Consider the following 15,284-nt stretch of genomic DNA (forward strand, 5'->3'; position numbering starts at 1 on the left):
TATGAAAGTGAAAAAAAACTACCCTTTAATTTCTTGTATATGTATTAGCCAGAACCGACCCCAGCAATTACTTCGGGCAATCGTAAATTTTGAACAGCAAAGCTATCCTAATAAAGAACTGGTGGTCTCCTATCCTAGCCATGATCTCGACACCAAAAAACTAATGGATAGGATATTGAAAATTTCTCATTTGAAAATCGTCATTCTCTGCAGGGAAAATCATGGATCACTGGGTAGGATCAGGAATCAGGCCGTTGCTGCAGCACATGGAAGTTATATATGTACTTGGGACGATGACGATTGGTATCATCCTGAAAGGCTAAAACACCAAATGGCCCTCCTTCAAAACTCAAAACTCATCTATCAGGCTTGTGTATTACGAGAAATTATCTTGTACGACCGCAATCATAAAACCGCCTTCCTTTCGGCAGCTTACAATTGGAGTGGCACGCTTTTATGCAAGAAAGATGTAGTGATCCAATATCCTTATCAGGACACCAATAGACTAGAAGATAGCCCATTAATTGAGCATTTAGAAACTCAAAAACTGCTCTTGCCCATCAAAGGATCTTACTACTTATATGTATATATCTATCATGGCAGCAATGTAATTGATGATATTCATTTCAAATATTTCACTAGAAATGGACCTCAATTAGATCTCAAAACCACGCAGAATATCATTCAGAATGTAGAAGCATCTTATGAAATAAACTGACCATTTTAGTTGATTTATCATGATAGCCTGGTTAAAACTATTAGCTCTCTTCTCTGATTAGAATCTCTAACCTCTCATTTGGCAGCACATCACCTCCCCCCTAATAGACCATCCTTTAATTTTAGTAGTACCAGTTTTTGCGCATAAAAAAGCCCGAAAGCTTTGAATACCTGCAAATCTTTCATTCAAAGATTTGAGTACAAAAAGAATCCGGGCTTTTAAAAATTAAAACTACTTTTTTGGTTCCAGCTCCATTCCAGTCACATCAACCTCTCCTGTTTGCGAAAAATCCCCAATCAGGTATTTATTGAAATGATCTGCTAGCTTCCAGAACGTATATTCAGTGAGGTCGCCAAAACCATGACGCTGACCAGGAACGATTACAAACTCGAATCTTTTCCCAGCTCTCATCAATGCATTTGCGACTCTAATTGTATTTGCGGGGTGAACATTGTTGTCAATATCACCTGTCATCAACATCAAATGACCTTTCAGGTTTTTAGCCAGATCAGGATTTTTATCAATGCTATATTTGAAAGTCGTATCGCCTTTGGCAGAAATCACTTCCTTTACACCATGGTGTTTCTCACTCCACCAACGGTTATAAATGCTGTTATCATGGTTACCCGCATTAGATACCGCAGCCTTAAAGAAATCAGGATAAACCAACATCGCCGCTGTAGACATAAATCCACCACCAGAGTGACCGGTGATTCCTACTTTAGTGGCATCGATAAACTTATTTTTATCTGCCAATTGCTCCACTGCAGCTTTTTTATCAGCCAAGCCATAATCACGCAGGTTGCCATAACCGAAAGTATGGTACCATTTAGAACGGGCAGGGTTTCCACCTCTGTTACCAACAGTAATCACGATATAACCAAATTGTGCCAATCGCTCTGTCCTATCCATGCTTTTGCTGAAAGCTTTGTTTACAGCTTCTGTCTGAGGACCTGGATACACATACTCGATGATTGGATACTTTTTATTTGGATCGAAATCAAAGGGCTTGTACATCACACCATAAATATCGGTAATCCCATCATCTGCTTTCACTTTAAAAGGCTCAGGGAATTTGTATCCCGTAGCCATTAGCAATGATAAATCTGTGGTTTCAAGATTCATAACAACCCTTCCATTGTTGTCCATCACTACTGCTTTGGGTGCTGTGTTTACTCTGGAGAAATTGTCTACAAAAAACTTCGCTTCGTCATTCATACTGATGGCATGGTCAAAATCACCTTGATTTAACAGTTTCATACCTGAGCCATCGAAATTAATGCGGTACAAGTGCAGGTAATAAGGATCTTCTTTACTTTCTTTACCGTTGGCAGTAAAATAAAGCACCCTATTTTTCTGGTCTATATTTACGATCTCCTCGCAATGGAAAGCGCCTTTAGTAATTTGATTTTTTAATTTTCCTGCGGCATCGAACAGGTAAAAATGTCCCCATCCATCGCGCTCTGACCAATGAATCATTTCTTTACCATCATTCACTAATCCTGGACGGTTTAGCTCTACGTAAGTATTGAAACGTTCCTCAATTAATGGCGTAACTGTACCCGTTTGAATGTCTACCGCGCACACATCTACACGTTTCAAATCTCTGCTGGTACGTCCAAAATAAATCTTGTTATTGGTACCCAACCAGATTGAAGGTCTGAACTCATTATCCCTGTCCTTATTCAGACTTGGCGCTGGCCATACTGATAAATTCTGATCTTTAAAGGCGGCTGTATTCAGCTTTTTATAGGTTTTGGCTGCGAAATTAAACAACAGCATCTCATCAATAGGTGCTTCAGCTTCACCAGGCATCTGGTATTTATAGGTTTCTAAAGTTGGTCTTCCTGGAGCAACATTATTGATCACCCAAAGGTCTTTAACTTTACGGCTATCGGATCTGTTCAACACAAAATGTTTCGCATCCGGCGACCACAATACAAAGGCTCTTCTTCTCTTTTTATTGTTCTTTTCATTCTCTTCATTGTTCTCTCCGTCACCATTGCTGCCGTAAGAATAGAACTTCTGACCGTCTTTTGTTAGCTGATTTTCTACAATTGTACTGTCTTCCTCATTCTTAACCGCCTTTTTATAGTTTTCTTTATCCATCCAGTACAAGTTGTAATTTCTGGTAAAGATGATGGCAGAAGAATCCGGAGCTACAGCACCCCAGGTTGGTTTCGCCTTCGGTTTCGTATAATTAGGCACTTCTGTCAACTTTGCTGTGGACATTACATAGTTGAAAAAGAAAATCTTTTTCTGCAGAGAATCCGCTGCTTTTTTATCTTTTCTATCTTTCTTTAGCTCATCAATCGTGCTTTTCACTTCAAAAGTAATCGCCTTCTCATCAGCGGAGAACTTCAAATTCTCTAATGGCAGGTGCTGTGCATCAAAAGGATCGCGCATGATTGTGGTGATTTCTGCAGCCAGTTTAGCATTATCAAAAATCTTCTTTTTTGTTTTCGCTGATGGATCAACCAGGTACCATTCTTTGCCTGCTGGTGTTTCATATTCATACCAGAATCTGTTGCTCAGCTTTAGCCAATGTGGATCTACAGCCGTAGAATAGACTAGCTTTTTAAGCTTAGCCGGTGAAAATCTCGCTGCCAACTGGTAATTGGCTTTCGGAGCTGGCGTAGTAGACTCTGTAATGGTAAAAGTTTTGGTTTGCGCCATCGCAGCATAACTCATAACAAACGAGAGTAAAAGAGGAGTATAAAGTTTCTTCATTCGTGGGTTTAAATAAACCGCCTAAATTATTGAATAAAGATGGTAAGAATGAGCGCTGCTATGTAATAAAAGCGATAGTTTTGAAGATAGACTACCTCTATCTTCAACGTCCAGCATATTGGACGAGCTTTAGACATTCAGGCATTGCAAATATTATGAGTAAATCAGGATTGATTTTTTAGTTTTGTATGAAATACTTATTTATGAAACATACCTTCCTACCTATTCTAGCAGCAGCAGTCTTGTTTACGGCTGCATGCCAGTCGAAATCACAGACCAATGGTGCTGGCGACAACAAAAAAGACTCTTTAACTACGACAACTGCTGAAGGTGCCGTGGCAGCGGATCAAAGTCCGACGTCAACCACAGACATCTCCAAAATCAAGGTTGCAGATGCTAAAACCATTCTTGCACGCAAACAAGTCCCTATTTTATGTTACCATCAAGTGCGCGACTGGAGAGAAAAAGACTCGAAAGCAGCCAAAGATTATATCATTCCTATTGCAACTTTCAAAGACCATATGAAAATGCTGGCAGATAGTGGTTACCATACCATTCTTCCTGATCAGCTGTATGACTACTTAAATAACGGCACAGCATTGCCAAGTAAGCCAATCATGCTGACTTTTGATGATACCGACCTGGATCAGTTTACCATTGCAGCACCAGAAATGAAAAAATATGGTTTCAAAGGCGTGTTTTTCGTGATGACAGTTTCCCTTGGAAGACCAAACTATATGAGCAGAGATCAGGTGAAACAACTTTCCGATATGGGCCATGTGATTGGTTCTCATACCTGGGATCACCACAATGTGAAAAAATATCAAGGCCAGGATTGGGTAACACAAATTGAAAAACCTACCAAAACTTTGGAAGAAATCACAGGAAAAAAGATTCAACATTTCGCTTATCCGTTTGGATTGTGGAACCCAGAGGCAATTCCAGAGCTTAAGAAAAGAGGGATGAAATCTGCCTATATTTTAGCGACTAAACGTGACGAGAATGATCCTTTGTATACGATCAGAAGAATTATTGCCAGCGGTTATTGGTCTTCAAAAACATTAAGCAATAGCATCAAAAACAGCTTCTAAGGATAAACATGAGAAATATATTGTTCACACTGACCGGAGTTTCGGTCTTATTTTTTTCTTCTTGTGTGGAGAATACTAAAGCTGAAATAGAGCGCGCTATTGAAGCTGAAAACGGATCTTCTGCTATTGGGACTTCTTCATCTTCTACGGATACTGCTGGTGTTGGCACTGCTAAAAAATCGACCGCAGCAGAAGTATTGGCAAAAAAAGAAGTGCCCGTGCTTTGTTACCATCAGATCAGGGACTGGAAAGCGACTGATTCAAAGCGTGCGCATGATGATATTATTCCACCAGCAAGTTTTAGTCAGCATATAAAGATGCTGGCTGATAGTGGCTACCATACCATTTTGCCGGATGAGTTGTATGATTACCTGAATTATGGAAAAAAGCTTCCTGAAAAGCCGATTATGATCACTTTTGATGATACCGATCTTGATCAATATACGGTAGGTGCTAAAGAGCTGAAGAAATATGGCTTTAAAGGTGTTTTCTTTATCATGACGGTATCCATCGGCAGACCAAGATATATGAGCAAAGCGCAGATTAAGGAACTTTCCGATGATGGCCATGTGATTGCCAGTCATACCTGGAACCATAAAAATTTCGCAGAGTTTACAGATGAAGATTGGGAAATTCAAATCGATAAGCCAACTAAAACTTTGGAAACGATCACCGGAAAAAAGGTGGAGTATTTCGCCTACCCTTACGGGGTTTCTAAAGCAGCAAACTTACATAAGTTACAAGAACATGGTTTTAAAGCAGCCTTTATCTTATCGACAAAGAGAGATGCTGAGTATCCCTTGTTTACGATACGCAGGATTATTGATCCGGGAACGTATACTGCTAAAAACCTGTACAACAGCATTAATAAAAGTTTTAAATAATAGCTATTGTCGAAATTAAATTGGCATTGCTTGCTTTTATCGGTAAGCAATGCCGCTTTTTGTTAATGAACACTTTTCATATTACTCTTTTATCTTCCCGTTCAATCAGTGTCTAATACGGGCAGCCCAAAGCGGGAAAGGAGCTCCATCTTTTTCAAAATCTTCATAATAAGTTTCATCGGGAATGATTTCTGCGCCATGAGTCTTGAGCAACACACTCCATATACTTTGGTCATGACGATGTGCGACAAATTCAGGATGTTGAATGTCATTATTCATATTATCAGTAAACAAATCCGGATTTTTTTCAACCGTATCATACCAAAGGTCAACCATTTTTATGGAATGATCACATTTTTTAAGTAAAACCACAGTCGCCACCAGCTGGCCAGAATTAATTACATCAAGAGAGGTATCAAAATAATCAAACACCTCCCTTTTAGTATATTTATACTCTTTATGTATCATCTGAAAAACGAGGATCCCTGTTTCTGATTGGGTCAATAATTGCAAGTATTCATCAAATCTTTCTTTGCCTAATTTATTGATGTGACAACCTGCATCACAGTAAAATAAAACATCACCATGATTCATTTGCTGCAGCTCTTTTTTTATGAAATAAGGCTTCCAAATAAAACCTCCACCTCTTGTAAATTGGAGAACCTTATAGAACTGATTTACAAATTGTAAATCAAGATCATTGTATCTAAATAAAGTGATCTTATCGAAAAAAGAAGAAGCTACTGCGACTGCTTTAAAGTCTTCAAGTCTCTTGTCGTACTTCTGATCTCCGAAACTGATGAGGTGTATTTTCATAGGTAAAAGATTATTTAATCATCTAAAGTATAGCTTTCTAGAAATCAATAATAATCCGCTAACATTTTGGGTCATATGTCCCCATTTGCTCATTCCAAATCCTATAAATTCGTATTCAACAAATACTTAGCGCATGAATCACATCCACGACACCATCGATTTTAAAGACTTTGACATCTCTGTTGTCATGTCATTTTACAAAAAAATGAAAGACTTTAGAAGGGTATTACCCGTAAACGCACCTTACTTCCAAAGAAACGGCATAGAAGTCATCATCGCATTAGATGAACCTACAGAATGCGAAGAATTACTTGAATTTATAAAGAAATATCCAGGGATAAATTGGAGGGTCATTGTAAATCGAGATGATCATGATTGGCGCAACCCTTGCAAAGCCTGGAATGTAGGAATCAGGCATGCTACGAAAAAATACATTTTAGTCGTTGACCCAGAATGTGAATTTTTGACTGATGTTATTTATCACTTAAAATACGCTGCGGAAACTTATGACAATTACTTTTATGTTGGTCAGGTTGCCTTTGTTGATTACAACTATACACCTACTACAGAGGCACTTGAAACCACAAATTTCTCAACTTATGGAAGTTTTTTAGCAAAAAAAGAGCATATTGAACAAGTAGATGGTTATACTGAAGCTTTCAGTATTTGGGGGGGCGAAGATGATAACCTACGTGCAAAACTAGAGATGAAGGGAATCAAAAAAGCGAGAGTAGCCTCAGCCCTTATCCTACATCGTGAAGATGAACCTAATGGAGAAGCATTAAGAGCGGATAAATCTTTAGCCCTCCCCCTTGAATTAAATCACAAAGCATTTATACCCGATGAGCAGGACTTTATTAATCCAAATTGGGGAAGAGATTTTTCAGAAGTTTGTTACGATTATCTAAATAAAAATCAGAACGGCTAAATAATTTCTTTAATAAGATAATTCTTACCATTAAAATCAAAGGAAGTGCCTTTTTCTTTTCCAATCAATAAGTTACCAATTGGAGAAACCGCAGAAATAGCATACACATTCTCGTTATCTAATTTCAACTGTCCGGCACTGATGCTGATGTAAAAGATTCCCTCAGAAGTATAGACTAAATTTCCATTTCTTACTTTGTCTTTTAAGGGCATGTCTTTGATGGAATTTAGTAAAACCAGATTTTGCTGCGCATCCATCAACAGTCTTTTGTTCCTGCTGATGTCTTGCTGCATCATTTCTCGTGTAGTTTCAAATTTATCTCCAGCACTGCTCTTCGTATCATCGTTACTCGCTTCACGTGCCTGCTCCAATGCTGTCTCAGCAGTATGTATCCTTTGCTCTATAAAGTTTAAACAGAGACTATATAGCTTTTCTTTAATATCTTCCATAATTACGATTCTACCCATTTCACTTTATCTTCTATCGGACTTCTCTTCGCTGCTCTCGGTGCTTCATTATGGTAGCCCATATAAAAAAGACCAAAACATTTTTCATTCTTTTCCAGGTTTAAAAAGTCACCCAGCGCATCAATCATACCAGGAGAGCTCCAATAAGCCCCAATATTTAATGCCTCTGCAGTCAATGCCATATTCTGCACCGCACATGCCAATGCGGCCAATTCTTCCCATTCAGGAATTTTATCAGAATGTAAAGCCGCATTTAAGGTGATAATGCAATTTGCCTGTGCTGCTTTTTCCAGGATACTGTCGTATTTCTTTTGAAGGAATTGATGGTCAGGAATCGTTTCTTTGTATAATCTGGCCAACTCCTCACCCAGTTTCATTTTACCTTCGTTTCTGAAGACAATGAAACGCCACGGCTCCGTCAGTTTATGAGTAGGTGCATAATTTGCACTTTCCAACACCTGTTTTATCAATGCTACTGGTATCTCTTGTGCGGTGTAACTTATTGGGAAAATACTTCGACGACGCTGAATAATATTGGTTAATATATCTATTTCTTTTTCCATGAATCTTTGATGTGATATAACTATTGGCAAAAATAACAATATCAGCTCCCCTTTTGTTAGCTAGATCATATTGTTTTCAGGCTTAATCTTTTTAAGCTGCTTTTTCACCTGTTTGGCCCTTCCAAAAAAGGCTATACTTTCCAAATCTTCTAAATGGGCAATGGTTTCTAACAATTCATCTTTTATCCATGGATACCTCGGTGCAAGATTGGCTAAGGCCTGCATGGCATGAACTTTTGTAGCCACCAGTACCTTTTCATTAATCAGCCAATCGAACATTAAACCGATGAGTGGTTCAAAATCAATCTTTTCCAGTTGTCCTGGCTGCAAACCTCTTGCCTGTTTCCCGGTAAGAAAAGCGAGGATTTTCCCGTAGTGCCGCATTGGTCCGGGATGCATTTGCTGTGAAAAACGACTTAAAAAATCTTCCAGATGATCTCCCAAACAATAATACTTAAAAAAGATATGCTCCAGGAGCCATGCCGCCCTGAAAGCCAGGTCTTTCCGGGCGTGAAAGGTCAAATCAATCACATCTTTAACCGTAAAATCATTTTTAGCACCATGGTACAAATTCCGGTTATCGGCAATTTCCGAGATTACCTTTACCATTTTAGCCTCCATAGCAGCACCTAACCGGGTTGTTAATTCCTCCTTCGTCACGTTATTGAAATTTAATTACTCAAAACTAATCAATCCCTATTCAAATCATTTTATAAATTATGACTACCTTTGCGGCTTATTTTTCAGCAATATGATTTCAGTTTCTAACTTATCCCTCCGTTACGGGAAACGTACCTTATTTGAAGATGTGAACCTAAAATTCACACATGGCAATTGCTATGGTGTAATTGGGGCAAACGGCGCAGGTAAATCTACCTTCCTTAAAATTCTTTCAGGAGAAGTAAACCAAACTTCAGGTAGTGTGGCTTTTACTCCAGGCGAGCGCATGGCAGTTTTAAAGCAAAATCACTATGAGTTTGATGAATTCCCGGTGATTGAAACGGTGATGATGGGTCACAAGGAATTGTACGACATCATGAAGGAAAAGGACGCCATTTATATGAAGGAAGATTTTACCGATAAAGACGGTGAACGTGCTGGTGAATTGGAAAATAGGTTTGCAGAAATGGATGGCTGGAACATGGAAAGCAATGCTGCGACCATGTTGAGCAACTTAGGAATTAAAGAAGAACATCACTATAAACTACTAAAAGAACTGGATGGTACTCAAAAAGTACGTGTATTATTGGCACAGGCTTTATTTGGCAATCCAGATGTTTTACTATTAGATGAGCCTACCAACGATTTGGACATTGAAACCATCGCCTGGTTAGAGAACTTCCTTGCTGATTATCAAACTATCGTATTGGTGGTATCCCACGATAGACACTTTTTAGATGCGGTATGTACGCATATTGTTGATATTGATTTCAGCAAAATGAGCATTTACTCTGGTAACTATACTTTCTGGTATGAGTCTAGCCAACTTGCTTTGAAACAACGCGGTGATCAAAATAAGAAACTGGAAGAAAAAGTTAAAGAGCTTCAGGAATTTATTCAGCGCTTTAGTGCGAATGCTTCGAAATCGAAACAAGCGACTTCCCGTAAGAAAGCTTTAGATAAAATTGATATCTCAGAAATTAAGGCTTCTAGTAGAAAATATCCTGCAATTTTATTCAATAATTTGGGTAGAGAAGCTGGTGATCAGATTCTGCAGGTTGAAAATCTTTCTTGCACTTTAAATGGAGATGTGATGTTTAAAAACATCAGCTTCATGGTGAATAAAGGGGATAAAGTAGCTATTCTTTCTCAAAATAGTTTAGCAACCACTGCATTTTACAATGTGCTCACTGGTCGTGAGCAAAACTATACCGGTGAGTTTAAGTTTGGTATTACCATCAGTATGGCAGACATCCCTAACGACAACACGCCTTACTTCGAAGGTAAAGATGAAAACCTGGTAGACTGGTTACGTGAGTACTCAGGTACAGAAATGGATGAGCAATTTGTAAGAAGTTTCTTAGGTAGAATGCTGTTCTCTGGTGAAGAGGTATTGAAAAACGTAAAAGTGTTATCAGGTGGTGAGAAAATGCGTTGTATGTTCTCTCAAATGATGTTAAAACATGCAAACTTGTTGTTATTGGATGAGCCTACGAATCACTTGGATTTAGAGTCGATTACGGCATTAAACAACGGATTAAAGGATTTCAGAGGTACTGCTTTGTTTACTTCACGAGATCATGCTTTAACTGAGTCGGTAGCTACGAGAATCATAGAATTGACGCCTAAAGGCACAATTGATAAGATGATGACTTACGACGATTATATTACAAGCGAAGAAGTTGCTCAACTAAGAGCAGAAATGTATAAATAATTCGAAAGGGGGCCTTACAGCCCCCTTTTTCATGGACGTCTGATTAAACATCGGTGTTGATGAGCTCTTTGAGTAAGCGATACAGATTTCGCTGCTGAAAGTATCTATCCTTGTTATTGTCCATTTCTTGTCCCGGTGCAGGGTTTTTAATAATTTCTTTAATGTCTTCTATGATAGTTGGGCTGTCCAGGTCCAGGGTATGGAAATACTTTTCGTTGTATACTTCTGCAATATTTGGTGCGCCACAATAGATTGGAATGGTATTACAGATGGCGCAGTCTACAAACTTTTCAGTGATGTAGTTTTTTTCGTTGGAGTTCTCAATGGCTATAGAGTATTCATAAGGTAGTAAAGCAGTATGCTTATATTCAACAAAGCCCTTGTATCGTGGATCGGAGATATTAAACCCCTTGCCATAAATATCAATATCCAGATCAGAGGAGAGGATGCTACGAAGCAGTTTCATACGTTTAGTGTAATTCCCTATATTAAAGCTTAGGGAAGACACAATCATAGAGAGCTTTTTAGGCTTCTGGATCGATTTCTTCTCTGTAAACAAGGATTTGTCTACATGATCATGAAAAAACATATAAGAAGGCTGCTCAATAACCTTATTGCCTAATTTGATGTGATGCGTATCTTCAAATAATTGCTGATCATGAACGATCAAATAGTCACTATCTGTTAAAAAGGCGGTATTACTATGAGCTGGACTCCAGGAAGGCTCTTGAATAACAGTAATGATTTTTGCTTTAATATTAATACCTTCTTTAGTACTATTAAATACTACTGCATAATCATATTCATCTCCAATAGTAAAGCTTAGTTCGTTATCATAAATTTCATAATTGGCTTTGAATCTTTTCAAAAGATCTTCCGAACGATCATAATTTGCGAAAAATTTAACTATCATATTTTTGGTGATTTTTTTTGATATTTCGAAGGTAATTACAAAGAAATGCTTTGATAAATTATCGTTAATTATGGGACATTTGTCCTCATAGCATTCCTTTAACATATTCATAACCAAACTCAAAACGTTCTTCTGAGATACCTAAAACTACCTCCAACTCGCAGTTCTTTAGATTTGAATGTTTTTCGAGAAACAACAACTGATATAAACTAATTAGCCTGCCATTTCCCTCAATAATGACAAATGGTCCTGCCCTTCCACAAGAAAGGAGCGTAATGCCAGTCCATTGAAGAGCTTTACTCCCATTTTTCGCAGCTTGTTTAATTTCAGCAATTCGGGTATTCGAATATGGATATTGATACAATTGCTTAGCTGCATCTGAAAGCTGGCAAGTATTGTTAGATATTTCCTCAAACTCAGGAACACGGAGCGTTTGTAATTTATTAAATTCTTGAATTGTCAGCTCTAGTCCTGCTAAATACCAAGTAACTTTTGTTGGCAAGCAATTTAGAAGAGATAAATGTTGTGGTTTTAAGACGCTATATATTCCCTCTTTCACGAAACTCATCTCATTTGAATAGAGTAATTGTAATAACCTTTGAGGAATAGCTTCACTCATGGTCGCCATATGTTCTACATAAACTTCCGAAATTGCCCAACGACGCATCATTTCTTGCTTTTTGATTTTTCTAATTAATCTCATAAGCGATAATCCTGTTTATTTATTTCTATTAATTGTTCAAGTTATCAATAGATATGATCCCCGTCATAAATGACTGAATTTTGGGTCATTTGACCCTATTTCGAAATGTATAGATCAGTAATTTTAGACACAACAAAATCTAAATGCAATGGCTAAATCATGGTATGTTTTTATGGGTAGTGGAGACCCTACACTATTTTCCAACTACATGAAAATAACGGTTAAACATTCCTGCTTATGTGGAAATCATATTTGCGCCATCTATTCAGAAGGTGACGACAAACAACCAGAAAATCCTCTATCTCCCCAATTACAGGAATATATTAAAAAAGCAATGATCACTGGACAACTACAACCAGACTACCCTCTTGGTGCTAAAAAGTATGTGTATTTAAGGTATAAATAACCATAAACTATTTGATTATGACACTATCCTCTCCACTAATCTCTTGTATCTGTATTACAGACAATAGACCTGAGCTCCTTCAGAAAGCAATTAATTGTTTCAAATCGCAAAATTATCTAAATAAAGAATTGGTAATTTCTTATCCAAAAAATGACCATCTCAGCAAAAAGGTAATTTCCAATGAACAAAATACCACGCTCAAAATTATGAGTATAGAAAGAGAGGAAGACTGTTCATTAGGAGAAGCTAGAAATCAAGCCATAAAAAAATCCAATGGAGAATATGTATGCACCTGGGATGATGATGATTGGCATCACCCCAGTCGGATTTCCTATCAATACAATAGTATTGAAAATAAGGGGGAAGGTTATCAGGCCAGTATCCTAACACGCATATTGTTATATGATGAAATCAAAAACGAAACCTACTATTCTTTCAACTATACATGGGAAGGAACGATACTCTGTAGAAAAGTTATTCTCCTTCAAAATCAATATCGCCATAGTAATCAAGGTGAAGATTCCCATGTGATTGGTTTTCTCCGCAGCAAAAAACAATTGCTATTGCTGGATCAGGCACCCTTTTTATACATCTATATCCATCATGGTAAAAATACCTGGAACTATGACCGCTTTAAATTTTTCATGTCCAATAGCCTCCTGCTAAAAGGAGAAGAAAAAGAACAAGTACTTAGTTTCATGAATTAAATCAATCTCACTCCTTTCACTTAATGTATTTATTATGATTTTACCATTAGTCAGCTGTATCATGCCAACGGCCAACAGACAAAAATTTATTCCATTGGCCATTGAATATTTTAAAGCGCAAGATTATGCAAATGCAGAACTTGTCATTATTGATGACGGCATAGCGCCTGCTACACATTTAATACCTGATGATCCTAAAATCAGATACTTTTATACTGAGCCCTTAGGCACTATTGGTGTAAAACGAAATTATGCTTGTGAACAAGCAAACGGGGAAATTATTATGCATTGGGATGATGATGATTGGTATGCCCCAGACTGGATTACCAGACAAGTCGTTGCTTTGAACACTTCTGCTGCCGACATCACCGGATTGAATCAAGTCATATTCTATTCTCCCTCCGTAGAGAAACGCTGGCTCTATCAAGATTTAGATTTAGAGAAACCATGGATATGCGGTGCAACAATGGCTTATCATAAATCATTTTGGCAAGAACACCCATTTTTAGACATTCAGGTAGGAGAAGACTATGATTTTGTTTGGAATACTGGTGCCAGAACTTTTGCTATGGGATATATGAACGGCTTTGTTGCCATCCTTCATGCCCACAATACCAGCATAAAACCCGTAGAGGATATCCGTCATAAAAAAAATGGAACCAGATGGCAATCCTCAGATAAAACACCCACATCATGAGTAATCCCTATGTTTCCTGTATTATGCCTACGGCGAATAGAGCTAAATTTATTCCTTTAGCAATTGATAATTTTTTAAATCAAGATTATCGCAATGCGGAACTCATCATTATTGATGATGGAAAGGAACCTGTGGAGAGCCTAGTCACTAAAAACCATCGAATCAGATACTTTTATCAAGAAAGAGTTACCTCGATTGGCCTAAAACGCAATTTTGCATGTGAGAAAGCAAAAGGAGAAATTATTATGCATTGGGATGATGATGATTGGTATGCCCCAGACTGGATCACTAAACAATTAGTCGCAATTGAATCTTCAGGAGCTGACATCTGTGGCTTAAATAATATTTTATTTTTTTCACCACTAGTTGGAAAATTCTGGAGGGCAACTGATCAAAAAACAGAACAGCCCTGGCTGGCTGGTGCAACAATGGTTTATAAAAAGAAGTTTTGGCAACAGCATCCATTTAAAGATCTACAAATTGGAGAAGATTATGACTACATCTGGAATACCGGAGCAAGCATCTTTGCCCATGATTATATAGATGGATTCATCGCAACTCTCCATGCCCACAATACTACTTTAAAACCTTTCGAAGATGCAAGGCATAAAAAACATGCTTCTGCATTGATGAATGTTACGTATGAGGGGAAAGCTGAAAACCCAGAAAAGAGTAAGCCTAATCATTAAAAAACACTTTTATGCCTTGGTATCAACTTATCAATAATGAACTGGACATCTGTAGCCCGGAGAGTTACAAAATATTAGACACTGTACCTGAAACTGTTGACGGACCATATCTATCTGCAATTTTTGCTGATGAGATCCCTAATGATCCAGATCGCAAACCAGACCTGGAAGGCACTCCTGGCCTATTATTTTACATCATTCGGGCGTTGGCTAGACAAAAAGGACAGCCTGTTTCTGTATTTCCTCCAGTTCCTTTAGAAGTGAGGATGTCTATACAACCTGCATGTGGAAAAATTGAAGAAAAATAATTAATTCATGTTTGGGTCATTTGGCCCTATCTCTAAAATAAACAACATGTAAATTAGTATAAGAATTAAGGGAGGTCCGAAAACCCTGAACAGAGTAGGATTAAAATAAAGTTTTTATTGTTTTTTGATATATAAAAACATTATAGATTATGCCAAATTGGTATGCTTACAATGGGTTTGGAGACCCCTCTCTTCCTGGAAGTTACATTAAAACTAATGCTAAAATAAACTGCTTAACAGGAGGATGTATGATATGTGCAATCTATTTAGATGATACAGCAAATGTTCCC

General features: G+C 37.8%; 17 protein-coding genes. 10 read left to right on the forward strand and 7 right to left on the reverse strand.

Annotated elements, in window-relative coordinates:
- Window position 1: 1 nt before the first annotated feature.
- Window positions 2-718, forward strand: coding sequence for a glycosyltransferase family 2 protein (locus K7X70_RS20730; RefSeq protein ID WP_222538842.1), 717 nt, complete (start codon window positions 2-4; stop codon window positions 716-718).
- 231 nt (window positions 719-949) lie between these two features.
- Here the strand turns inward: K7X70_RS20730 and K7X70_RS20735 are convergent, their stop codons facing one another.
- Window positions 950-3,448 (reverse strand): S9 family peptidase, encoded by a 2,499-nt coding sequence (locus K7X70_RS20735; protein WP_222538843.1) that lies wholly within the window; start codon window positions 3,446-3,448, stop codon window positions 950-952.
- A 203-nt stretch (window positions 3,449-3,651) separates the two neighbouring features.
- On the opposite strand from K7X70_RS20735, the gene K7X70_RS20740 reads away from it, so the two are divergent.
- Together K7X70_RS20740 and K7X70_RS20745 are read left to right on the forward strand one after the other, a co-directional pair.
- Entirely contained in the window at window positions 3,652-4,539 is an 888-nt protein-coding gene (locus K7X70_RS20740) for a polysaccharide deacetylase family protein (RefSeq protein ID WP_222538844.1), read from the forward strand.
- 8 nt (window positions 4,540-4,547) lie between these two features.
- On the forward strand, window positions 4,548-5,423 hold the full coding sequence (locus K7X70_RS20745) for a polysaccharide deacetylase family protein (RefSeq protein WP_222538845.1): 876 nt from the start codon (window positions 4,548-4,550) through the stop codon (window positions 5,421-5,423).
- Between the two features lie 105 nt (window positions 5,424-5,528).
- On the opposite strand, the gene K7X70_RS20750 is transcribed toward K7X70_RS20745, so the two are convergent.
- Entirely contained in the window at window positions 5,529-6,239 is a 711-nt protein-coding gene (locus K7X70_RS20750) for a hypothetical protein (RefSeq protein WP_222538846.1), read from the reverse strand.
- 133 nt (window positions 6,240-6,372) lie between these two features.
- Here K7X70_RS20750 and K7X70_RS20755 point away from each other — a divergent pair, with 133 nt between their 5' ends.
- Window positions 6,373-7,167 (forward strand): glycosyltransferase family 2 protein, encoded by a 795-nt coding sequence (locus K7X70_RS20755; protein WP_222538847.1) that lies wholly within the window; start codon window positions 6,373-6,375, stop codon window positions 7,165-7,167.
- Here K7X70_RS20755 and K7X70_RS20760 read toward each other — a convergent pair.
- From K7X70_RS20760 to K7X70_RS20770, 3 genes are read right to left on the reverse strand one after another with little or no spacing between them, the layout of a single operon-like run.
- Window positions 7,164-7,616 carry a 3-oxoacyl-ACP synthase gene (locus tag K7X70_RS20760; protein ID WP_255607483.1) on the reverse strand — a complete coding sequence of 151 codons (453 nt, stop codon included), beginning with the start codon at window positions 7,614-7,616 and terminating at the stop codon, window positions 7,164-7,166. The genes K7X70_RS20755 and K7X70_RS20760 overlap by 4 nt on opposite strands.
- A gap of 2 nt (window positions 7,617-7,618) precedes the next feature.
- The gene (locus tag K7X70_RS20765) at window positions 7,619-8,197 is read right to left on the reverse strand and encodes a nitroreductase family protein (RefSeq protein ID WP_222538849.1); all 579 of its coding nucleotides are present in this window, start codon (window positions 8,195-8,197) and stop codon (window positions 7,619-7,621) included.
- A 60-nt stretch (window positions 8,198-8,257) separates the two neighbouring features.
- Entirely contained in the window at window positions 8,258-8,857 is a 600-nt protein-coding gene (locus K7X70_RS20770; protein ID WP_222538850.1) for a hypothetical protein, read from the reverse strand.
- A gap of 91 nt (window positions 8,858-8,948) precedes the next feature.
- Here K7X70_RS20770 and K7X70_RS20775 point away from each other — a divergent pair, with 91 nt between their 5' ends.
- Complete coding sequence (locus K7X70_RS20775) at window positions 8,949-10,571, forward strand: ABC-F family ATP-binding cassette domain-containing protein (RefSeq protein ID WP_222538851.1); 1,623 nt, start codon at window positions 8,949-8,951, stop codon at window positions 10,569-10,571.
- 43 nt (window positions 10,572-10,614) lie between these two features.
- Here the strand turns inward: K7X70_RS20775 and K7X70_RS20780 are convergent, their stop codons facing one another.
- Together K7X70_RS20780 and K7X70_RS20785 are read right to left on the reverse strand one after the other, a co-directional pair.
- The gene (locus tag K7X70_RS20780) at window positions 10,615-11,484 is read right to left on the reverse strand and encodes a glycosyltransferase family 10 domain-containing protein (RefSeq protein ID WP_222538852.1); all 870 of its coding nucleotides are present in this window, start codon (window positions 11,482-11,484) and stop codon (window positions 10,615-10,617) included.
- Between the two features lie 85 nt (window positions 11,485-11,569).
- On the reverse strand, window positions 11,570-12,187 hold the full coding sequence (locus K7X70_RS20785; RefSeq protein ID WP_222538853.1) for a hypothetical protein: 618 nt from the start codon (window positions 12,185-12,187) through the stop codon (window positions 11,570-11,572).
- A gap of 148 nt (window positions 12,188-12,335) precedes the next feature.
- On the opposite strand from K7X70_RS20785, the gene K7X70_RS20790 reads away from it, so the two are divergent.
- The 5 genes from K7X70_RS20790 to K7X70_RS20810 are packed head-to-tail and all read left to right on the forward strand — an operon-like array spanning window position 12,336 to window position 14,994.
- Window positions 12,336-12,593, forward strand: coding sequence for a hypothetical protein (locus K7X70_RS20790; protein WP_222538854.1), 258 nt, complete (start codon window positions 12,336-12,338; stop codon window positions 12,591-12,593).
- A 17-nt stretch (window positions 12,594-12,610) separates the two neighbouring features.
- Window positions 12,611-13,300: a glycosyltransferase family 2 protein gene (locus K7X70_RS20795; RefSeq protein ID WP_222538855.1), complete on the forward strand. Its 690-nt coding sequence runs from the start codon at window positions 12,611-12,613 to the stop codon at window positions 13,298-13,300.
- Window positions 13,301-13,334: 34 nt separating this feature from the next.
- On the forward strand, window positions 13,335-13,997 hold the full coding sequence (locus tag K7X70_RS20800; protein WP_222538856.1) for a glycosyltransferase family 2 protein: 663 nt from the start codon (window positions 13,335-13,337) through the stop codon (window positions 13,995-13,997).
- On the forward strand, window positions 13,994-14,686 hold the full coding sequence (locus K7X70_RS20805) for a glycosyltransferase family 2 protein (RefSeq protein ID WP_222538857.1): 693 nt from the start codon (window positions 13,994-13,996) through the stop codon (window positions 14,684-14,686). The genes K7X70_RS20800 and K7X70_RS20805 overlap by 4 nt, the downstream gene beginning before the upstream one ends.
- 11 nt (window positions 14,687-14,697) lie before the next feature.
- Window positions 14,698-14,994: a hypothetical protein gene (locus K7X70_RS20810; RefSeq protein ID WP_222538858.1), complete on the forward strand. Its 297-nt coding sequence runs from the start codon at window positions 14,698-14,700 to the stop codon at window positions 14,992-14,994.
- The last annotated feature ends 290 nt before the right edge of the window (window positions 14,995-15,284 follow it).

Source organism: Pedobacter polysacchareus (genome assembly GCF_019802255.1).
GTDB lineage: Bacteria > Bacteroidota > Bacteroidia > Sphingobacteriales > Sphingobacteriaceae > Pedobacter > Pedobacter polysacchareus.